The organism is Microcoleus sp. Pol7_B2 (assembly GCF_036701035.1).
Classification (GTDB): Bacteria; Cyanobacteriota; Cyanobacteriia; order Cyanobacteriales; family Microcoleaceae; genus Microcoleus.
The window spans coordinates 1-20,676 of record NZ_JAUBQB010000085.1 but is presented as its reverse complement, the minus strand read 5'-3'; the positions used below and the strand labels follow the sequence as shown (position 1 = coordinate 20,676).

Annotated in this window: 16 protein-coding genes and 1 pseudogene; 10 read left to right on the top strand and 7 right to left on the bottom strand. The window is 45.3% G+C overall.

Going from position 1 to position 20,676, the window contains the following annotated elements; all coding sequences use genetic code 11:
* Positions 1–17: 17 nt before the first annotated feature.
* Positions 18–815 carry an adenosylcobinamide-GDP ribazoletransferase gene (cobS, locus tag QUA57_RS24050; RefSeq protein ID WP_242722367.1) on the bottom strand — a complete coding sequence of 266 codons (798 nt, stop codon included), beginning with the start codon at positions 813–815 and terminating at the stop codon, positions 18–20.
* Positions 816–1,074: 259 nt separating this feature from the next.
* Here cobS and QUA57_RS24045 point away from each other — a divergent pair, with 259 nt between their 5' ends.
* The 3 genes from QUA57_RS24045 (at position 1,075) to QUA57_RS24035 (ending at position 2,958) form a co-directional block, all read left to right on the top strand.
* The gene (locus QUA57_RS24045; RefSeq protein ID WP_333036232.1) at positions 1,075–1,524 is read left to right on the top strand and encodes a hypothetical protein; all 450 of its coding nucleotides are present in this window, start codon (positions 1,075–1,077) and stop codon (positions 1,522–1,524) included.
* Between the two features lie 105 nt (positions 1,525–1,629).
* On the top strand, positions 1,630–2,760 hold the full coding sequence (gene tgt, locus QUA57_RS24040; protein WP_333036234.1) for a tRNA guanosine(34) transglycosylase Tgt: 1,131 nt from the start codon (positions 1,630–1,632) through the stop codon (positions 2,758–2,760).
* A 60-nt stretch (positions 2,761–2,820) separates the two neighbouring features.
* Positions 2,821–2,958: a photosystem II reaction center protein K gene (locus QUA57_RS24035; RefSeq protein ID WP_006634808.1), complete on the top strand. Its 138-nt coding sequence runs from the start codon at positions 2,821–2,823 to the stop codon at positions 2,956–2,958.
* A gap of 84 nt (positions 2,959–3,042) precedes the next feature.
* Here the strand turns inward: QUA57_RS24035 and QUA57_RS24030 are convergent, their stop codons facing one another.
* Both QUA57_RS24030 and QUA57_RS24025 read right to left on the bottom strand, forming a co-directional pair.
* Positions 3,043–3,597, bottom strand: coding sequence for a glutathione S-transferase family protein (locus QUA57_RS24030; protein ID WP_333064033.1), 555 nt, complete (start codon positions 3,595–3,597; stop codon positions 3,043–3,045).
* Between the two features lie 120 nt (positions 3,598–3,717).
* Positions 3,718–4,299 carry a manganese efflux pump MntP family protein gene (locus QUA57_RS24025; protein WP_333064032.1) on the bottom strand — a complete coding sequence of 194 codons (582 nt, stop codon included), beginning with the start codon at positions 4,297–4,299 and terminating at the stop codon, positions 3,718–3,720.
* A gap of 198 nt (positions 4,300–4,497) precedes the next feature.
* Here QUA57_RS24025 and QUA57_RS24020 point away from each other — a divergent pair, with 198 nt between their 5' ends.
* Positions 4,498–5,097: a cytochrome b/b6 domain-containing protein gene (locus QUA57_RS24020; protein WP_333064031.1), complete on the top strand. Its 600-nt coding sequence runs from the start codon at positions 4,498–4,500 to the stop codon at positions 5,095–5,097.
* 278 nt (positions 5,098–5,375) lie between these two features.
* On the opposite strand, the gene QUA57_RS24015 is transcribed toward QUA57_RS24020, so the two are convergent.
* The 4 genes from QUA57_RS24015 to QUA57_RS24000 form a co-directional block, all read right to left on the bottom strand.
* The gene (locus tag QUA57_RS24015; protein WP_333064029.1) at positions 5,376–7,679 is read right to left on the bottom strand and encodes a cache domain-containing protein; all 2,304 of its coding nucleotides are present in this window, start codon (positions 7,677–7,679) and stop codon (positions 5,376–5,378) included.
* Between the two features lie 802 nt (positions 7,680–8,481).
* Positions 8,482–8,946 carry a hypothetical protein gene (locus QUA57_RS24010; RefSeq protein WP_333064027.1) on the bottom strand — a complete coding sequence of 155 codons (465 nt, stop codon included), beginning with the start codon at positions 8,944–8,946 and terminating at the stop codon, positions 8,482–8,484.
* A 189-nt stretch (positions 8,947–9,135) separates the two neighbouring features.
* Positions 9,136–9,696: a sugar O-acetyltransferase gene (locus QUA57_RS24005; RefSeq protein ID WP_333064026.1), complete on the bottom strand. Its 561-nt coding sequence runs from the start codon at positions 9,694–9,696 to the stop codon at positions 9,136–9,138.
* 153 nt (positions 9,697–9,849) lie between these two features.
* Complete coding sequence (locus QUA57_RS24000) at positions 9,850–10,524, bottom strand: MBL fold metallo-hydrolase (protein WP_333064025.1); 675 nt, start codon at positions 10,522–10,524, stop codon at positions 9,850–9,852.
* Between the two features lie 33 nt (positions 10,525–10,557).
* On the opposite strand from QUA57_RS24000, the gene QUA57_RS23995 reads away from it, so the two are divergent.
* From QUA57_RS23995 to QUA57_RS23970, 6 genes and pseudogenes are all read left to right on the top strand, one after another.
* Positions 10,558–12,030, top strand: coding sequence for a site-2 protease family protein (locus tag QUA57_RS23995; protein WP_333064023.1), 1,473 nt, complete (start codon positions 10,558–10,560; stop codon positions 12,028–12,030).
* A gap of 468 nt (positions 12,031–12,498) precedes the next feature.
* Entirely contained in the window at positions 12,499–13,611 is a 1,113-nt protein-coding gene (locus QUA57_RS23990; RefSeq protein ID WP_333064022.1) for a glycosyltransferase, read from the top strand.
* Between the two features lie 437 nt (positions 13,612–14,048).
* A pseudogene (locus QUA57_RS23985) lies at positions 14,049–15,058 on the top strand (IS701 family transposase); the annotation flags it as partial.
* Positions 15,059–15,612: 554 nt separating this feature from the next.
* Entirely contained in the window at positions 15,613–16,794 is a 1,182-nt protein-coding gene (gene sat, locus QUA57_RS23980; protein WP_333036400.1) for a sulfate adenylyltransferase, read from the top strand.
* Positions 16,795–17,001: 207 nt separating this feature from the next.
* Positions 17,002–19,173 carry a caspase family protein gene (locus tag QUA57_RS23975; RefSeq protein ID WP_333064021.1) on the top strand — a complete coding sequence of 724 codons (2,172 nt, stop codon included), beginning with the start codon at positions 17,002–17,004 and terminating at the stop codon, positions 19,171–19,173.
* A 153-nt stretch (positions 19,174–19,326) separates the two neighbouring features.
* Positions 19,327–20,613, top strand: a complete 1,287-nt coding sequence (locus tag QUA57_RS23970) for a DUF262 domain-containing protein (RefSeq protein ID WP_333064020.1) — start codon at positions 19,327–19,329, stop codon at positions 20,611–20,613.
* The last annotated feature ends 63 nt before the right edge of the window (positions 20,614–20,676 follow it).

The following is a 20,676-nucleotide window of genomic DNA, read 5'->3' as shown; positions in this document are numbered from 1 at the left end:
TGGCAACATGGCATAACTTACCCTTCCAAAGCCGCCAAAAGACACAGCAATAAAGCCTCCGTCCACTCGACTACGGCACCGTAAGTATCGCCCGTGTGGCCGCCCAAACGGTGGTTAAACCAGGCTCCGGCAAAAATTCCGATCGCACTTCCCCCCAGAGCCATCCCCACCGCCAACAGCCACCGATCGCCCTCCAAGACAACTTGCACCACGCTCAAACTAAGCAGCAACAGCACTCCTGGGATAAAATCAAAAGGAGAATAAATTGATTCTTTGTGAAATGCTCCCTTACCCTCGGCCCGCAGATAGGGATAGCGGGCGATCGCCACCAGTTGGGCCCACCTTCCCCAACCGGCGACACCCATCAAAGCCAGCCACCGATAGTTATTCAAGTCCGAGAGAGCGGCAGTTTTCAGCAGCACGATCGCGATCGCAGCCATCGCCCCAAAGGCTCCTGTAACGCTGTCCCGCATGACTTCCAGTCTACGCACAGGGTCCGGTACAGCCAGCCCGTCCGCCGCGTCCATTGCCCCGTCTAGGTGCAGCCCGCCAGTCACGGCGATGCCCAAGACTACCACCAAGGCCGATCGAGTCAGAGCAGGCATTCCCAACAACTGCAACCCAACATCCGCCAGGCCCACCATCCCCCCAATCAAAAGCCCGATCGCCGGTGCCAAGCGGGCAATGCCTCGAAACTCCAAAGTCCAAGACACCGGTACCGGCAAACAAGTATAAAAAGCGACTGCGGCGGCGATGGCAGCGCCTTGATTCCGGAAAAAGTCGATCGTAGAGCGAACCCATTTATCATGCACCATAAGATAGAAAATTTTTCATCTGGTATGCAGTTGTCAATCGATTAGTGTGTGCCAGAATTGGACTGTAACACCCTAGTTTTTTGGATCGAGCATTCCTCCTGTCGCCCGCTCTTTTCCCCGGAAAACCTCTGTCGGCAGCGATCCCAAAGCTCCCTATCTAAAATGACTAAACTCAAGATCCGCGTTTCCCTTCCCAAGAATTCTAGCTAACTCCCTGATGTTCAAGACGGGAAAATACTACAACAGAGGCTTTTACTACATGAGTCACGATCAATTGAATAACAGGGTAGTTGCTCCTTGCATCATCGATACAGGGATTGTCGTCAACAAACGCGATATCAAAAGATTGCTGTTTGATTTAGGACGTGTCCGCTACCTTCACATACAAGATGGCCAGATTTATAGCGAAGGGGAAGGTTATGTGCTCGAAGTCTTCGCCAACCCCCACCGTTCTACCCTGATTGCCAATCATGCGCTTTATTTGAACGTGTATAGTTTTGATTACCTGGAACTGAAACAGTCCCCTGAAGATGGTGCTTATTTTGACCTGATTCAAGATGGACGGCAGTTGCGGTTAATTCCCCTCTCCAATCCTTTGCAAGAGCAATTCGCCCGGAATTTAAATGCTGCAGCTTTGGATGCGGTTGTCGATCAGGTACTCTCAGGCAACTGGGATCTGCAATTGGACGAAGATGATTCCCCCTTTTAATCGTCAGTCATTAGCCATCGGTGGTGAGTTTTTTGTCGCGATGTCATCAACAATAGATTAAATAACACGGACGGCCGAGTAGCGGTTAACGAGCATCGGGGACTAATGACTGAGGACAAGGCGAAATTTTCTTTTAAATGTCAGGCTAATTGCAGCCATACCCAAGCGCGTGCAGGGGTTTTTGCCACTCCCCACGGTGTTGTGGAAACGCCTAAATTTATGCCAGTGGGGACGCTAGCTAATGTCAAAACTTTGACACCCGCACATCTTGAGGCGGCGGGTTCTCAAATGGTTTTGGCAAATACTTATCACTTGCACCTGCAGCCGGGGGAAGCAATTGTCGCAGGCGCCGGCGGATTGCATAAATTTATGGCTTGGCCAGGCCCGATGCTGACGGATTCGGGTGGCTTTCAGGTGTTTAGCTTGAGCCAAATGCGGACTATTTCTGAGAATGGGGTGACTTTTCGCTCTCCCCGCGATGGCCGCATGATTAATTTGACGCCGGAACGATCGATCGAAATTCAGAATGAGTTGGGCGCCGATGTGATTATGGCGTTTGACGAGTGTCCCCCTTACCCCGCTACGCGGGAGGAGGTGGAGGCTGCAACAAATCGCACTTACCGCTGGCTGCAACGCTGCATTCAAGCTCACTCGCGTCCGGATCAAGCTTTGTTCGGAATCGTCCAGGGGGGCGTTTTCCCCGATTTGCGATCGCGCGCGGCGAACCAGTTGGTAGATTTGGATTTACCAGGCTACGCCATCGGCGGCGTTAGTGTCGGGGAATCGGGGGATTTGATCGCAGAGATTGTGAAGGTGACTGCGCCTCTGTTGCCGGCAAATAAACCGCGTTATTTGATGGGGATTGGGACTTATCGGGAAATGGCGCTGGCGGTGGCTAGTGGCGTAGATATGTTTGACTGCGTGATTCCGACTCGGCTGGCCCGCCACGGGACGGCTTTTGTGGGTGGGGAACGCTGGAGTTTGAAAAATGCTCGGTTCCGGGAGGATTTTGCTCCGCTGGATGAGTCTTGCCCTTGTTATACCTGCCAAAAATTCAGTCGGGCTTATTTGGCTCATTTGGCGCGGGCTAACGAAGTGCTGGGGTATACTTTGCTGGCGCTTCACAATGTGACGGAGTTGATTCGCTTTACGGGGAGGATGCGGGAGGCGATTTTAGCCGATAGATTTACTGAAGAGTTTGCCTACTGGCTTGCACCGAGAGTCGATCAATCATGATTGCCTTGGGTAAAGATATGCGACAATTATGAAAATTCTGTTGGATAGGTAGGTTGATTCATGGAAGCTGCATTACTCTTAGCAAAACTGCCCGAAGCTTATTCGATTTTTGAGCCTTTGGTTAATGTTTTGCCGGTCATTCCCGTATTTTTCTTGCTGCTGGCTTTTGTTTGGCAGGCGGCTGTCGGATTTAGATAAGTTTGATTTCATCAAAAGCAGGGGCAATTCACAAATTGCCCCTGCTTTTAGGTATTAAGTTTTGTTTCGTTCTTCTTTCTGCCTTCAGCTACCGCCGATCGCACTTTTGAAAGCCGGTCTTTCTGTGATCCGCTTGATGTAATCTACAACGGCCGGATAAGCACTGAGGTCTAGTTTTAGCATCATGGGAATGTAGGCCAACATTGACCCGACTGCTGCGTCGGCGACGCCAAATTCATCACCCATTAAAAATGGCTGTTTCTCGAAGATTTCATTTAACGGTTTTAACAACTTGGGAGTTTCGCGATCGCGACTTGCTTCTGTAAATATTCCCGGCCCCAGGGTGGCGTTAGCAAACGTGATCCACTGCACGATTTGAGCTTGCTGCTCCAAATTGTCTGGCATTTTACCATATTTTTGAGCTAAATACAGCAGAATTGCGCCGGATTCCCAAAGTTTAAAATCTCCGTCAACAATTGCCGGTACTTTGCCGATCGGGTTAATTTCGAGATACTCTGGCTGCAAGTGTTCCCCTGCTTGCATATCCAGCATGACGAATTCGTAGGGAACTCCTATTTCTTCTAGATACCACTTGACAATTGAGGCCCTGCTGCGGGCTCCGCCGTAAAGTTTCAGCACGGAATTTTTATCCTTTAACGCAATATTGCTGTTATAGCATTTTTTGGGAATTGGGAATTGGAGTCACCAAAGACTCTGATGTCAATGTTCGACTAATGACTACTGACTACTGACTAATTACTAATTACCGATAACTAATGGCATTTCTGTCAAGTGCATAAACAAGATTCTGCTGCCAATAAAAATCAAAATTGCTCCGCCCAATATCTCAATTTTATTAGCAAACAAGTTGCCGCACTTGTGCCCGATAAACACGCCTGCAAAGGCTAAAAAGAAAGTAATAAATCCGATCGCAGTCACCGCAGGAGCAATAGAATCTTTCAGGACAGCAAATCCGAGGCCAACTGCGAGGGCATCGATACTCGTCGCCACCGACAGCGTTATTAAAGTCCCTGTATCTAAGGGATTGAACTTTTTCTCGCATTCTTCGCTTTGCAGCGATTCGTAAATCATTCTCCCGCCAATGAAACTCAAAAGCCCAAAAGCTATCCAATGGTCGATCGGTGTTATCAAAAAACTAAAGCTAAGACCTATCAACCATCCTATTACGGGCATTAAAGCTTGAAAACCTCCGAAAAATAAGGCAATTTTTAAAGCTTTATTGACTTTCATGTGTTTGATTGCTAAACCGCTCGAAACAGCGACAGCAAAAGCATCTGCTGCTAGTCCCAAGGAAAGTAATATGGTAGTGGCTGCATCCATTTTTGTAAAGTGTTAGGTGTTATAAATAAAGTGTTCCTCTTGACTGTTTTAGTTTACACTAAATTTTGATATAATTTCGTTTTTATCATAATCTATTCATTTTTGACTCACATTTATTTCAAAATTGGCGAGAGTTGAAAAAATCAGCGCTTAGCTGTATTGTGTAAAAGATTTATTTATCAAGTAGCAGAATTGACTATGCCGCCATCTAGACCCTACCAGCCATTGCTGCTGAGATTACTGCATGGGGTTAACGCTGCGATCGCTCTTTTAGCAATTTTGAGCGCATTTCTGGTTTACAACACCTACGATGGGCGGTTTGGCAAAGTCCCCGTGCCTCAGATTGCAGATATTATCGGGATTCACGGCACTTTTGGCAAGATGTTGCTGTTAGGAATAATGCCGGCTTTTGCATTGTACAGTTTCCACCCAGGTCAAAAACGCTTGGTGCAGCCGGATTCTTTTGGGAAACTAACGCAGTTGGGAAAACCGATTTGGTGGTACAGTTTGCACCGGATTGTGAATACGTTGATGTTGCTGGCACTGACTTGGGCGATCGCTTCTGGCAGTATGGTTAAGGAAGAATGGCTGCCGGCTGGGGAATTGACGCAGGTTTGGTATTATTTACACGTTTCTGGTTGGGTGGTATTGGTATTTTGTCTGGCAATGCACTTGTTGATGAGTGCGAAGGTGGGGGGTTTGCCGCTAATTTTGTCGATGTTTGATGCCGCATATCGCCCGGAAGATTCGCCGGCGGCTTGGTGGAAGAAAATTCGCTCTTTGGTCGATCGCTCTTAATGTGAAAATGCTTAATTTGAAAATGAACAAAAATATTTTATTAATTGTTGCGGAAGTCTTGGTAATGGGAGGTTGGTTGTTTGCTGTGGTTGCACCTTTATTATTTCCCTAATCCTATCATAGCAGTTTGGGTTAACAAACGATCGTTAGGTTTGTAGTGAGGACTTCAGCCCTCTGTTTGATCACGACTCAAGTCCTCACTACAAACCGCAATTAAGCTTTTCGCGCCGCTTGCTGGCAAGATTTGCGACGGGTTTCCCTGGCGGCAAAATGCGATATCAAAAGATCGGCAATTTTACCCTAAACTCAGCACCGCCCCCAGTTTGAGATTTAATTTGAGATTGAACCGGAGATTCAACTGTCAGCCTGCCGCTGTGCAATTCTACAATAATTTTATAGCACACCGATAGCTCCAACCCTGTAAAATTTTTAAATGATTTAGTAGGGCAAAACTGCTCAAACATTCTGGGTTGAATTTCCGGCGGAATTATAGAGCCATTGTGGGCGATCGATACAACAATAAATCTGCCTGTATATTCCTCGACAATATCGGTTTTGATTGTAATAATTTGAGCAGAGTTGTCAATACTTTTAACTGCATCTATAGCATTGATAATGAGACCCGCGAATACCAGGATCAGTTGACCGGAATAACACATAATTGGCGGCAGGTTGTTGTACTCCTTGACTACTAATATTTTTTGCTCCAGTCTGTGAGCCAGCAACAGCAAAATATTGTCGATGCTGTCATTAACGTTGGCGTGTTCTTTGTTGGCTTCGTCAGGAAGTGAAAATTTCCTCAAAGCCAGGATTATCTGGCGAATGCCATCGGCTCCTATTTTCAAAAAATTGAGGATTTGCGGCAACTCTTGGCTGATAAAATCTAGGTCGCAAGTCTCTATTTTTTTGGCAATTCGCGGCACAGGTTCGGGATATTGTTCGCGATACAGGCGAATTATACTAAGCAAATCTTTGATATAATCGTTGAGATGAATCAGGCGGCCGTAAATAAAGTTAATCGGGTTATTAATTTCCTGGGCGACTTCGGCGGCTAGTTGACCCACCATTGTAATTTTTTCACTTTGTACTAAATGCTCTTCGGTGATTCTTAGTTTGGCTAATACTTCTTCCAAAAGTTTGAGTTCTTCTTGAATTTGCCCGTGGAGTTGGGATTGGGAAATTGCGATCGCCAGCGAGTCGGCAATTGCTTCCAAAACTTCCACCTCGTCGGGAGTCGCAAACCGCCGGTTTGCACAGGCGAACAGATATCCCAGCCGATGATTCTGAGTTAGTACAGGTACTGCTGCGTAGTGACTATTTGTGAGTTCGAGATGGGCGAGTTCCTCAGACGCTGTGGCATCCGGGGCGGCGGTTTTATGTAGCAGTATCGTTTCGCAGCGGTGAAGCCGTGCAGCTAAATCTCCAGAGGGCCCTCCTGCAACACCAAAGATTCCCAAGCGCCCCGGCAAACCTTCCCGGCAATATTCCCAGCCAAATTCTAAAGTATCTTGTCGGGGATCGTACCATGCGAAAATTGCTCGATCGAGCTTCAGTAAAGTACCGAGTTCGTCTACTGTAGTTTGGAGGATGCGATCGAGGTGCAAGCAAGCGCGAATGCGGCCGGTCAAGCGGTGGAGAAGGCCTTCTGTGCGACTGCGAATGCAATTTAGGGCAAACAGCTTGAGCGCCACAATTGCTGCGAAAATAGCTGCGGCGACAAGTACGCCGGCGGTTACTGCTAGTATCTTGAAAGGAAAAAGTTCTTTTTCGAGATTGTCGCGGGGAATTACGAGGGCGATCGACCATTCAGCTTGTTCTAAAGGAAGATAGGCAACATAAACTCTGGCGTCGTTGATTTTAGTCAGCACAATGCCCGTTTTTTGATAAACCATCTCCCGGGCTACATTCGCCAAATTAGCATCTGCGGACTCTAAAAGAGTCGGAGCCGGCTTGTCGATATTTCCCATTAACCGAGCGTCGGGATGCACAATCGGCACTCCTTGAGAATTGAGAACAAAAGCGTAAGTTCCTGTCCCATATTCTAGCTTTCCTACTACTTGGGCAATTCGGTCGATGCTAATGACGCCGTTCATTACTCCGATCGGCTTTTGTGCTTTTTTATCAAGAGAATTTGCCGAACTTGACCACACCGGAGCCGAAATGGAAACAATACTTTGTCCTTTGAGCGTGCGAGAAATGGTAGGATCGGAAACATAGACTTCTCCAGCCATTGCCTTTTTAAAATGTTGGCGGTCGCTCACATTAATCAACGCTCTGCCCACTTTTGTGGTGAAATAAGAACCGTCGGGATCTATTAATGCGAAGTGCTGGAATTCTTGCAGTCGATTTACTTCGGATTTTAAATAAGGCTCTGCAACTGACCAATTCATCGAACGAACGGGAGGAGTGTAGGCGAGGATTTCGATCTCAGCCTTTCTAGTGCCGGGCCAGCGATCGATATTGTTGGCCCGCTCCCTAACTTCTAACAAAGCATTTCGCTCGCTTTTGGTGATAATCAAGCGACGAACACTTTGATAGCTGATACAACCAGTAATGCTAGCTGCCAGAATTGTGACCCCCAAAATTAAGAGCGCAGTTTGGTACCCAAGATGGTATTCGCCCTTTAATCCCGCTGGCAATAGTCGAGTTAATTTCCACCACTTTACTCTCGCAAAGCTTCGCATGGTTTGACCAATTTGTGAGATTGAAATCCTTAGCTCACCTACGATCTACTCGCCCGCCGGCCAGTAGTATTAAACTACTAGCATTCAATAATCGCGGGGATTTTTTAATTTTTTCCCCCGAGCGGCTCCTATCGTTTCCGGTTGCACTCCTTATGATATAAAGGACACGGCAGTGCCGTTTCCATACCCAGATTAATTGTAGGGACACGGCACTGCCGTGTCGAAAGCGGTGGGTAATATTAATTCCGAGGCTACCGATTTGATATCACTTTGTTAAACAGGAATAATATCATACCACATTTTTGCTGACTTAAAAAAAATCATCAACTACTTAATTCTTTTTTACAGTCGTTAATAATTGATGTTATTTAGGTGATGTGAACAGTAGAATTTTTAGGTTGAGATGTTTGGTGTGTGTCTTAATCAATAGTCCAGACTGCTTTTATTTCCTACTCTGAAACCCTAGATATTCCGTTGATAGTTCTATTTCCGAATTGTCTTGAAACCCTTATTATACAGTTACTTGGTAATCAAAAACTGTCCGCAGTATTGCTTAATAACGAAATATTAAAAGTTTTTCGTTCATTATTAATGAGGGAAAAACTTGTTAATTTTTTAATTTATATCTCAACAATCAAAAGTATTTTCGGTGCATCCGCTGGCTGAGGCACTGTTAAATTGCCCCAGTTGCGGGATTTGTTTAAAGAACCTTGTGAGTGTGTTCGTGCTGTTTCACATTGTCTTCCGTGCGAATGACGCGCTCGGAGTTGAGCACTCTTTTGCGTTCTAAGGAATAAGTAAAGTCGTTGCGAACTGTTCCCAAGGGAATGTGAAGTTGAGCTTGGGGGCGGATTTTGTAAGTGCGGGCAGCAGCGATCGCCCGAAAGGCAAATTCTTCGCTAAACTGAGCTGATGTCGGGAATTCTGGCAACATTTTGGGTGTTTCGCCGTCGAGCACTGCTCCCAAAGTCGTCCCGCAAATCATTAAATAAGATGTGGGAATTCCCTTCAAAATTGCTTCCAAAGCTGCTGAGGGAATAGCTTCGATTACTTGCACTTCAAAAACTTCGCCTTCTTCTTTGATGAAGCAGGTAGCTACACCGACTGCTATGTAGTCGTCGGTGCAGAGATCGGGAGCGTTGGGATAAACTGTTGCAGTCGTCATAAGAAAAGCTTGGTAGTGTGGAAACCAGGAACGAGAAATTAAGCGATTTTAGATTTGAGATTTTAGATTTTCTCCAGCGTTTTTTTTGGGGATTTTACCTAAAAAATCTCAAACCGGCTGTTCTAATAGCTAAAATTTTTGGCTTAAGCTCCAAAGAGCCGATCGCACGAGTGTGTCGATCGTACCACATCAAGGTAGATGCCGGATGATTCGGCAAGGATTCCCCGCCGCCACGACGTTTGCGGGAATATCTTTGACAACAACACTGCCTGCGCCGATCGTGCTATTGTCGCCAATAGTGACTCCTGGACAAATAATACTGCCGCCGCCAATCCAAACATTATTGCCAATATTAATTTCAGCGGCGAGTTCTTGGCCAGAAAGCCTTATTTCCGGGTCTGTGGGGTGAAGAGCGGTGTAAATTTGTACGTTGGGCCCACACAGTAAATTTTCGCCAATGTTAACTCGATTGCAGTCGAGAATCACGCAACCAAAATTCATGTACAATCCGTTTCCCGCATAAATATTACTGCCGTAGTCGCAGTAGAAAGGTGGCTCGATTTCAACTTTTGGCCCAACTGCACCGAACAATTCTGCGAGAATTTCTAACCGTTTGTCTGGTTCATCTTCGCGGGTAGAATTGTAGGTTCTGGCGAGGCGGCGGGCTCGCTGGCGCTCTAAAATTAATTGCTCATCAGCAGCTAAATACAATTCGCCGGCGAGCATTTTTTGTTTTTCGGTTTTTTCCACAGTTTTTTCCAAGGTAAGAATCGGCGGTTGAAACCGCTACTTCACCAACGAACTTCCTCTTTAAGAGATTGAAGAATAATGTAGGGTGCGTAAGGGCGCACCTTACCGCTATAATTAGCGCGTCAGTTCATTTTTTGATGTTGCAGCATACATTTAGGGTTCAGCTTTTGACTGCAAACAAACAGCTAAATCCAGATTGGCTAATTGCTCAAAAGCTCGATCGATCGATCCTTTTCCCCGCAAAAAACCAGTATTTGCACCGGGACAAATATACTGTAAAGTTTCCGGTGAAAATCGATCGATAATTGACTTCACGCTGTTAATTTGCCTGGGCCAGTGAAAAGTTTTTGGCGTCCACAGCGGTACTGGGGCGGCTTCTCGGTTGGGGAGCAAGTGCCTGCCCGAAAACAACACTCCACCGCTGCCACTATGATAAAGGCAAGAGGAACCAGGAGAATGACCAGGAGTCCAAAATGCTTTCATTCGATCGCTCAAAACAAATTCTCGCTCAAAAACCGTCACCTTCAAACCCGGCAGTAAATAAGCTTCCTGCTCTTGAATCAGGATCTCGCAGCCCGTGGCTTCCTGAATCTCCCGCGCCCTGGCGATAGCGCCACGGTGGGTCAGAAACAGCAGTCGCACGCCGCCGTGTTCCCGCAAAAATGTTTGGTTAATCTCATCCCAAGCGGGACAATCCACCAGGATGTTAGTTTGGTTTTCTACAATGAAATAGGCTGTTGCACCCAGGGTATCCCGGTTAGGCGGGAAAGCAAGGATATTGTCGAGCACGGGCCTGGGTTGTTTGGAGACTAAACTCTGTTGTTTCAAGGAAGTATTTCAGAAGGGAATGGGATAAATATTATGTTCTTTTTACTATGGTTGTTCGTATTGGGGCTGATATCGTACTTCTTGTTGCAGAACGGCACTAGCCGCATCACCCGAACTCCGGTATGGCTGCTGTGGCTGGTAATGATGGCGCCCGCCCTGATTTGGAGTGGTTGGATTTTAGTTTACGGCACCAGCAAAACTGTACCGCCGGAGTTGGTAATTATACCTTTTCTGGTTTGCCCTTTTTTGTATTGGTTTTTGGTACAGTTGGGGCGCAAGAGAATTACCGCCGAAACTGTTGAGCAGGTAGCAGACTCTGCGACTGAACCTGTAAAGCCAAAACCGCCCGTGCGCCCGATCAATCAAGAAGAAGAAGCGAGTTTGCGCGATTGTTTTCCTTGGTCAATTTACTTTTTGCGAGATTTGGAATTTCGGCCGCAGGCTGTAATTTGTCGCGGACAGTTGCGGACGAACCCCGAGGCTGCTTATCAGGCGATTCGGGAGAATGTGGAGAGGCTTTTTGGCGATCGCTTTTTAGTAGTATTTCAAAACAGCTTGAGCGGTCAACCTTTTTTTGCTATAGTTCCTAATCCCAGCCACCAATCAGGGGAAACTCCTGTCAAAACCGAATCTGTAACCCGGCCATTTTTCGCATTAGCTTTGCTGCTGATCACGGTGTTTACGACTACGCTTGTGGGAGCGCGACTTGCCGGAGTTACTGAACAAGCTTTGCAGTCCAACCCATCAATGTTGCTGCAGGGTTTGTCTTACTCGCTGGCTCTAATTACATTTTTGGGAATTCACGAATTAGGTCACTATTTAGCTGCCAGATTTTACCAAATTCGCACGACTTTGCCTTATTTTATTCCGATTCCTTTTTTCTTGGGAACTTTTGGGGCATTTATTCAAATACGGAGTCCAATTCCCAACCGCCGAGCTTTATTTGATGTTAGTATTGCCGGGCCCCTGGCGGGTTTAGTTGCGGCAGTGCCATTATTAATTTGGGGTTTGGATCATTCGACTCTTGTACCGCTGTCAGACAAGTCTGGAATGTTAAATTTTGAGTCTTTCAAACCGAATTTTTCGCTGCTGATGACTCTCTTGAGCAAGTTAACCTTGGGCGGTGCTTTGAATGCGGAAACTGCGATCAATTTGCATCCGGTAGCGGTGGCGGGTTATTTAGGTTTGATCGTGACGGCGTTTAATTTGATGCCAGTGGGACAACTCGACGGCGGGCACATCGTACACGCGATGTTCGGCCAGCGAGCGAGTATGGCGATCGGGCAATTTGCTAGACTTTGTATGTTGCTGCTTTCTTTTTTGGAACAGGGTTTGCTGCTGTGGGCGATTATTTTGTTTTTCACGCCACTAAACGACGAACCAGCACTGAATGATGTTAGCGAATTGGACGACCGGCGGGATTTTTTGGGGCTAATGGCGATCGGGCTTTTGTTAATGATTTTGTTGCCAGCCCCCAGGGTACTCCTTGAATGGTTAAATGTTTAGTCTCAAGAAGGGGGAGGGGAAGGGGAAAGAGGAAGAAGGAAAAGGTTTATAAATCCTAGGGACTTTAGCATTTATCAACCCGCTCTTTTTAGAGGTGAGCAGGACTCAGCGGCAAAATAGATATTGTTAAAAAATCATCATCAATATTGACAGTGAAACCATAGATGTGTTATTGTTTTTTTTGATTAGGGATAAATTTACCCACTCCAAGTGCTGCCATAAGTGCGATCGGCTAGATTTGCTAGCTAGTAGCTAGGTAAATTGGGAAGTAGATTCAGGGGAATTGGCATTTCAAATTTAATTAAACAGGACTTACGCAAAGCCTCTACATATAGCTTTTTGTAGGGGCAATCCCTCCGTGGTTGCCTCTATCCATAGGACTGTTGCGTCCAGGACTATTGAATTTACCCTAGTCCCCTCCTCTTTGGTATAATGTGCGGGATCATTTAATAAAATTAAAATCGAGCTATGAATATTTTTGTACTTTCTTCACGGGCTTTAGTCTCAAATGTATCCTGGGATCCTGTTTTTGAATTAGAAAATATTGTTGTACGAACCTGTAACGCACAACTTTTGGTACCATCTGCCCGCGAGGTAGTCCAGTGGTCATCCACACTTTATCCGCTAGCTGCTCGAATAGTCCTTAAAGCCGTTAAGTCTACTACAGGTTTATATAATTTACCACTTTTACCTCAATTGTCGGACAAACCCAATGTTTTACTGATGATTGGTCTATCAGGAGGCGATCTGGAACTACTCTCAAGTATACCTAAGTGGAGGGAGCGTTTTGATGTTGTCGTCGCTTATATTTTCGATTCTTGGGCACCGGAAATTTATTCAAAAAATGTCTATCATTTAGATCATTTATTCGTTGCACTTCCAGAAATTATAGATGAACTGAAAAAACGTTTTGGTATACCAGTATCGCTGATGCCTTTTGCTGCTGATGTTCTCGCTCAGGGTTCGTGTCAACTCAAGCGTTCAATAGATTTAACAAGCTTCGGGCGGATACCTTCACAGTATGACACTGTGTTTCTCAATAAATTCAATCAACCTGGTTCCGAACAAATTTACTATAAATCTACGCCCAGAACAGCAGAGGAATTTCCGAAATTGCCTTACGAAATGCGTAGAGACGAGCCAGATACTCTGCTGCTATTTCACATTCTCAGACATAGCAAACTCACCTTGGCATTTGACACGCTCTATCCTGGTATGCGTCGGTTTCCTTACTCGTTTATTACACTGCGTTGGTTTTATGGTGCTGCGACTGGCGGTGCGATAGTTGGGAAGCGTCCAACTACACATCTAATGGATGAGTTGATGAATTGGGAAGATGCTACTATTGAGTTGCCCGATGACCCGCACAAAAGTGTTGAATTCATTAATGAACTTTTACAGGACGAGGGGAGGCTTAATTCTATATACAAACGCAACTATGTTGAAAGTTTAGCCCGTCACGATTGGAGACATCGGATTCAAAGTATGCTGGAAGCTGTGAAAATTCCTCTACCGCAGGGACTGCGGCAAGAACTGTCACAGATGAAGGTGATTCATGAAAAAATGGTCAGCCGATTTTAGATTTGGGATTTGGGATTTGGGATGGGATAATTACTCCTGTCCTGAGTCTGCGAAGGAATGAATCTGGGGGGCCCGGGACTAAATTGCTTGATTGCCATGCCCGATCTGATTGTAGAGAAATAAAAGTGATAGATTTGAAGAGGATTCCGATCGACTTTGCCGTCGATTTATTTACCGCCCTAATTGGCAATACTTTGTTCGCGCTTGAAAGCGGAACGGAGTAGAGACCACTTAGTTTTTTCTATTCAGGACTTACGCACGACCACTAGATATAGCGTACCGGGTTGAGAAATACCCCTTGGATAGAGCGATAATATAAAATTAACTATCTTGAGTTTTACATGAGAAATTTCAATTCTAAGAGAGGTAGAGTCAATAGATTTTTTAGAGAAATTATTTTATAGTGGAGGCAGAAAAAAGGGGTAAGCTGTAGGGGATTTACCAAGCTAGACTATTGCCAATATTTACGATCGCAGTCAGGTTAATTATACAATTACCAATCTAGCGGACCACTTAAAAAAGTGCAGCCATTATACGATAAATCGTTATTTAAGGAGGGAAAAATTAACTCCTCACCTAATCTGGGAAAATGTAAAAAACCTTTGTCTTGATATCTGAAAAAGCTGCCGTAATTTTTGATGATACAGTTTTAGATAAAAGTTATTCTAAAGAAATCGAAATTTCTCATCGCCAATATAGTGGTAATGAACATCGAGTTATCGAGGGCATTGGGCTAGTTAACTGTGTATAGGTGAATCGAGAAACTCAGGAGTTTTGGATAATTGATTACCGGATTTACGCTCCAGAATCGGATGGAAAGTCTAAGCTGGATCATGTTAAGTATCTGCTGAATAATTTAAAATATCATAAATAAATTCCCTTTAGCACGGTCTTAATGGATGCTTGGTATGCCACCTCAGATTTAATGAAATTCATAGACGAACTAGGAAAAATCTACTGTTGTCCGCTAAAAAAAAATCGGCTGGTAGATGATACTGATGGAGTCAACCCTTATCAAAGGATAGAAAATCTAAGTTGGAGTAAAGAAGAATTAAAAAGCGGGAAATTAATCAAAATTAAAAATTTTTCTCAAAATAAAAAATTGGAATTATTCCGGGTAGAGGTCTCTACCGACCGCACGGACTTTATTGCCACAAACGATAAAGCTCAAGATTCTACTGAGGTTGTACAAAAAGAGTGTGGCCTGAGATGGAAGGTTGAGGAGTTTCATCGAGAAATTAAACAGTTAACGGGAATTGACAAGTGTCAATGTCGAAAAGCTCGGATTCAAAGAAATCATATTAGCTGTGCTATTTTAGTCTGGGTAAGGTTGAAGCATTTAGCGCGGCCAACTCACCAGACTGTTTATCAAATTAAGTACAACTTACTCGGTAATTATTTAACCGAAGAACTTCGCAATCCTTCGATTGCTATGACTTTAGTTTAAGTGGCTTTCAAGACAGCATATCGTATTTTTAGTCAGTTAGGGTCCAGATTGTTTTGGATTATAGCAGGCGGGGCAATCACCCTTTAGCGGCTTGTAGTTTAGGAGCCTCATAAACGCTATATATGGTGTTTATGCGTAAGTCCTGAGCATAATTAAAATTTTCAAATAAGCTATTTTTGGGGAGTTGAGAATCCACAAAATGGACTGCTTATAGGGCGTAATACCGACAAGAGAAGTTGCGAGTTATTGGTTGTTCGCTAAATTCAGCTATTTCGGCGCCGAAATAGCTGACTAAAAGGTCAGAATTTAGGATGTTAGAATACTTTAAGTTTTGAAAAAAATCAATTATGAATGCTTTTTTCATCATGAATTTATCATTTTACTAATAAATTATAAACTGTCATGAGTGGCGAAATAAATTAAGGTTAATAGCAAAAATCACAACTATGTGCGCCGGCTTTTGGTAGGAAAGTTAATTAATGGTAACAATACTTTGGTACGATATAGTCTGGCAGCTAAAGTCCAACATCTTAAATCTAAAATCCCGAATCGACATGAGCCAGCATTCAGACCGCATTGCCCCTCACGGCGGCATCCTGGTCAACCGCATTGCCACACTAGACCAAAGACAAGAATTTTTCGACAAAGCAGAGTCCCTGCCGCGAGTCCAGCTTTCAGATCGATCGATCTCCGACCTGCAAATGATCGCCATCGGCGCCCTGAGTCCCCTCAAAGGGTTCATGAACGAAGCTGATTATCGATCGGTCGTTAAACAAATGCGCCTCTCCAACGGCCTCCCTTGGTCGGTTCCCATCACCCTCTCGGTAACAGAAGAAGTCGCCGCCCCCCTGAAAGCAGGAACTTTAGTGCGCCTCGACTCACCGGCGGGCAAATTTGTCGGGCTCTTGGAACTTGCAGAAAAATATCACTACAGTAAAGAAGAAGAAGCCGTCAACGTCTACCGCACCGACGACCTCAAACACCCGGGTGTCCAGGTAGTAGACAAATCCGGACCTGTTAACCTTGCAGGCGACATTTGGCTGCTGGAACGCGAACTAGATGTCCGTTTTCCCCAATACCAAATTGACCCGGCGAAATCGAGAATGCTGTTCACAGAAAAAGGATGGAAAACCATAGTCGGTTTCCAAACCAGAAACCCCATCCACCGGGCACACGAATACATTCAAAAATGCGCCTTAGAAACAGTAGACGGCTTGTTCTTGCACCCGCTAGTCGGGACGACTAAGGATGACGACATCGCCGCTGACGTGCGGATGCGCTGCTACGAAATTCTGCTAGAAAAATACTATCCAAAAGATCGCGTAATTTTGGCAATTAATCCGGCGGCGATGCGCTACGCCGGGCCGCGAGAAGCAATTTTTCATGCTTTAATCCGCAAAAACTACGGCTGCACTCACTTTATCGTGGGGCGCGATCACGCTGGAGTTGGCGATTATTACGGCACTTACGATGCCCAACATATTTTTGATGAATTTGAGCCGGGAGAATTGGGAATTGTGCCGATGAAATTCGAGCACGCTTTCTATTGCACACTGACGGAACAAATGGCTACAACTAAAACAAGTCCCAGCACTCCCGAACAACGGGTGCATTTGTCTGGAACCAAAGTTCGGGAAATGCTGCGCGCTGGAAAATTGCCGCCGCCGCAGTTTTCCCGACCGGAAGTCGCCGCAGAATTAGCCAAGGCAATGAATATTTTCAATTACGAGATTTAAATCTTGAACTTTGGTGGGGGCGACATTCTGCATAGTTTTTAATTTTGAGTTTTGAGTTTTAAATGGGAAATTTTTAACTTAAAGCTCAAAAGTTAAAACTTAAAAACTCCCTTAATACTAAACACTCACAATCTAATTAATTCCCCTAAAATTATTGAGGGGAATTTAACTTAAAATTCAAAACTTAAAATTCAAAGCTATTTAAAAATGGGACTCAAGCGGCGGGAATTTTTGCAGCAAGCTGGCCGGGTGCTGGCCGCCATCGGAATCAGCGAGGCTTTGTGGCTGCCGTTGGGCGATCGCTACCTCCAAGCCTTAGCGCAGCCGACAGCGAGGAAATTGGCTTTGTTGGTTGGCGTTGACAAATATCCAGATTCGCCCCTTCACGGCTGCGTTACGGATGTGGAATTGCAGCGGGAACTCCTGATATATCGGTTTGGGTTTGTGCCGTCGGACATTTTGACTTTGACTGACGCTAAAGCTACGAGGGAGAATATCGAGACGGCTTTTGTCACTCACTTGACTCAACAAGCAAAACCCGGTGACGTGGTAGTTTTTCACTTTAGCGGCTGCGGTAGTCAAGTCAGTTTGGGCGAGTCTCCCGGAAAAATGCAAAACAGTTTAGTGCCGGCGGATGATGTTTTGCCGTTGTTAGCAAACCGGGCGGTGAACGATATTTTAGAGGAAACGCTGTTGCTGTTGATGCGATCGCTCGCGACAGAAAATGCGATCGCCATCCTCGACACCAGCTACACCTATCCGGGTTTCCCCAAAAACGGCAACTTTCGCATTCGCTCCCGCCCCCGCCCCACCATCGGCGAGCCTAGCCTCGCAGAATTAACGTTTGCCCAAGACCTCGGCTCCGGCCCAAATCTCCGTCCGGACGCCGCCTTACTTGCCGCGGGCGCGAATTCCGCACTCGCCGCCGAACAAGAGTGGAACGGATTTACCGCAGGTTTGTTTACCTACGCCCTCACCCAAACTTTGTGGTGGGCAACTCCCGCTAGCAGCTTCAGCGTCAGTTTCAGCCGCGCTGCTGGTAATGTCGAGCAAATGGTGGGGTTATCGCAGCAACCGCAAATTCTCAATCACGATTTAACAACCGCGCCGGCGGTGAATTTTTCAAATTTAATCTTGAATTCCCCTGCATCTGACGGCGCTGTGACGGCGGTGGAAGAGGGGGGCAAAACTGTGCAGTTGTGGCTGGGCGGGTTGTCGCCGGGGGTTTTGGAGTGCTGCGGGGGTTCTGTGTTTGCAGTGGATTCTTCGGAGGGCGCGAGGCTTTTGCTGCGGGGACGCACGGGCCTCTCTGCTAAAGCCCAAGTTGTAGACGGGTTCGATCGAACAGACGGTCAATTAACAGTCGGCGAACTCGTGAGGGAAGAAATTCGGGTATTGCCGCGAAACATCGGTTTGACAGTAGCTTTGGACTCGGGTTTGGAACGCATCGAGCGGGTAGACGCTACCAGCGCCTTTGCGACTGTGCCGCAAGTTTCGGCGGTAGGCAGCGAGCAATTGGCTGACTGTCGGTTCGGCAGAGTCCCGGAAACAACTTTAGCCGAAACAGTCTCGCCTCACGAGCCTGCTTTGCCTCAAAGCCGTTACGGTTTGTTTTCTTTGGCTCAAATGCTGATTCCCGATACTCAGGGCGACGGGGGAGAAGCAGTCAAGGTGGCGGTGCAGCGCTTGACTCCGCATTTGAAAGCGCTGCAGGCGGGGAAGTTGCTGCGGCTGACAGTCAATGAGGGGTCTTCGCGCCTGAAGGTGCGGGCGGTTCTGGCAACTCTCGCACCGCAAGCGCGGGCTGTGGCGCAGCGAGAGCCAGTGCGGCCCGGCGGTGATTATCGGCTGGAACCGCTGAGCGGGGAAAGTGAGAAATCCGCAAGCGCTCATATATTAAGTTTACCAGAAGGCAGCCGAGTTCGGTACAGATTGTATAACGACAGCGATCGCCCGGTTTATTTTGCGGTGTTTGGCTCGGACAGCGCGGGACGGCTGTCAGTGCTCGGCACTGAGGGGAAAGAATCTGTGGGGGTTATGTCGCGGGCGATCGCTCCTGGGGAGAATGTGACCGTGCCGGCGGCTGGGGCGATCGGGTGGGCGGTATCTGGGCCGATCGGACTTGCAGAAATTATGATTATATTTAGTGAGAGTCCCTTGGCTCAAACTCTGGCTGCAATAGAAGCCGAAATGCAGCAAACGAGGGATGCCCTGCCAATTCGAGTGTTGTTGAATCCTTTAAATGTGGCGCGGGCGGTACTCGAAGATTTGCACGCCGCTAGCATTCCAGGGGTGCAGAAAGTGGGGATATCGACGGACGATTGGGCTTTGGATGTGAATGTTTGGGCAACTCTGAGTTTTGTTTATCGGGTAGTTTAATTTGATAATTAGGCATTGGGCATTGGGCATTTGTTATGACAACTAACAACTCATATCAAGTCCGGTGCTATTAAACTGGTAGAGTGGGGGTGTAGTAGATATCAAATCTGGTGGCATCTAAAGTATGTAGTGCGATTTAGGGAAAAAACGCTAATGAAAATTGAGGCAAATGATAAAGAAGTTCAAGAAATTTTTTCTATGGGTTATTTCCAAATACCAAGATTTCAAAGACCTTATTCTTGGAGTGAAGAGGAAGTCAACAATTTCTGGGATGATGTTGTTATTGAAGATCACGATCAATATTTTATTGGATCAATGGTTGTTTATAAAACAGAAAAACGAAATTTTGGAATAGTAGATGGTCAACAGAGATTAACAACCATTACATTAATGCTCGCGGCTATACGAAATGCTTTTCGTATACTTGGTGACGAAAACCTCTCCATAGGTGTTCATAATTTTATTGAAAAACCAACTATAGATAATGTAAATGAATTTATCCTTAACTCTGAAACTTCGTTTCCATATTTACAAGCTCATATCCAAAGCTTTGAAGGAGCAAAGGTTAAGTGTAAAGTAGGACATGAAGAGTTGAAACTTAAAAATGCCTTTGAATTAATAAACAAAAAGCTTTCTTCCTTTATTCCAGGATGGAAAGAAAACGATGCCAAAATTGAGTTATTGGAGGAAAGTAGGCTTGCTATAATAGATCGCCTCAAAACCATAAGAAATAAAATTCTCTCACTGAAGCTGGTTTTTATTCAGTTAGATAATGAAGATGATGCTTACTTAATTTTTGAAACACTAAATACTAGAGGTAAAGATCTAACTACACCTGATTTAGTGAAGAATCTATTACTCAAAAAAGTTCAGTCTTCCAATAAAACATTAGATAACGCTAAAATTATCTGGAACAACATATTGGACAAGTTTGATGACTATGGCATAGAAAATGCAATGACATCATTTTTACACCACCATTGGCTTTCAAAATATGCAGATACTACTGAACAAAAGTTATTCGGTGAAATAAAAAAACATATTTCTAATTCCGATGCAGCTTTCTCATTGTTAATTGAATTTCAACAAAACGCTGATTACTATGCTTCTATAAGAAGCCCAAATAATTATTCATGGACTCCAGAAGAAAATGAGCTGAAAGAATGTTTGGAAGCATTAAATATATTGAGTGTTAAGCAACAAATGCCAATGGTTCTCTCCCTTATTAGAGCGTATAGAGAGCAGAATCTAACACTGAGAGCTTTATTGAAAATTCTCAGGAAGATTGAATCATTTCATTTCATTTTTAATAAAATAACTTCTCAACATTCCTCCGGCTCAATATCCAGTATCTATTATAAAAATGCTAGGGATCTTACTCAAACTAATAACCATGACAAAATTCAGTCCATATTTTCATCTTTAAGTAGGGCTTGCTGAATAATCGAGTGCATATTGCGTCGCGAAAGGTTTCGAGCGCGTGATCGAGAATAAAGTGCAAGA

Coding starts and splice junctions, on each gene's coding strand:
- QUA57_RS24020 (WP_333064031.1), top strand. CDS start 4,498: ATGCCGCCATCTAGACCCTACCAGCCATTGCTGCTGAGATTACTGCAT.
- cobS (WP_242722367.1), bottom strand. CDS start 815: ATGGTGCATGATAAATGGGTTCGCTCTACGATCGACTTTTTCCGGAAT.
- sat (WP_333036400.1), top strand. CDS start 15,613: ATGAGCCAGCATTCAGACCGCATTGCCCCTCACGGCGGCATCCTGGTC.
- QUA57_RS23970 (WP_333064020.1), top strand. CDS start 19,327: ATGAAAATTGAGGCAAATGATAAAGAAGTTCAAGAAATTTTTTCTATG.
- QUA57_RS23975 (WP_333064021.1), top strand. CDS start 17,002: ATGGGACTCAAGCGGCGGGAATTTTTGCAGCAAGCTGGCCGGGTGCTG.
- tgt (WP_333036234.1), top strand. CDS start 1,630: ATGACTGAGGACAAGGCGAAATTTTCTTTTAAATGTCAGGCTAATTGC.
- QUA57_RS24010 (WP_333064027.1), bottom strand. CDS start 8,946: ATGACGACTGCAACAGTTTATCCCAACGCTCCCGATCTCTGCACCGAC.
- QUA57_RS23995 (WP_333064023.1), top strand. CDS start 10,558: ATGTTCTTTTTACTATGGTTGTTCGTATTGGGGCTGATATCGTACTTC.
- QUA57_RS24025 (WP_333064032.1), bottom strand. CDS start 4,299: ATGGATGCAGCCACTACCATATTACTTTCCTTGGGACTAGCAGCAGAT.
- QUA57_RS23990 (WP_333064022.1), top strand. CDS start 12,499: ATGAATATTTTTGTACTTTCTTCACGGGCTTTAGTCTCAAATGTATCC.
- QUA57_RS24045 (WP_333036232.1), top strand. CDS start 1,075: ATGAGTCACGATCAATTGAATAACAGGGTAGTTGCTCCTTGCATCATC.
- QUA57_RS24035 (WP_006634808.1), top strand. CDS start 2,821: ATGGAAGCTGCATTACTCTTAGCAAAACTGCCCGAAGCTTATTCGATT.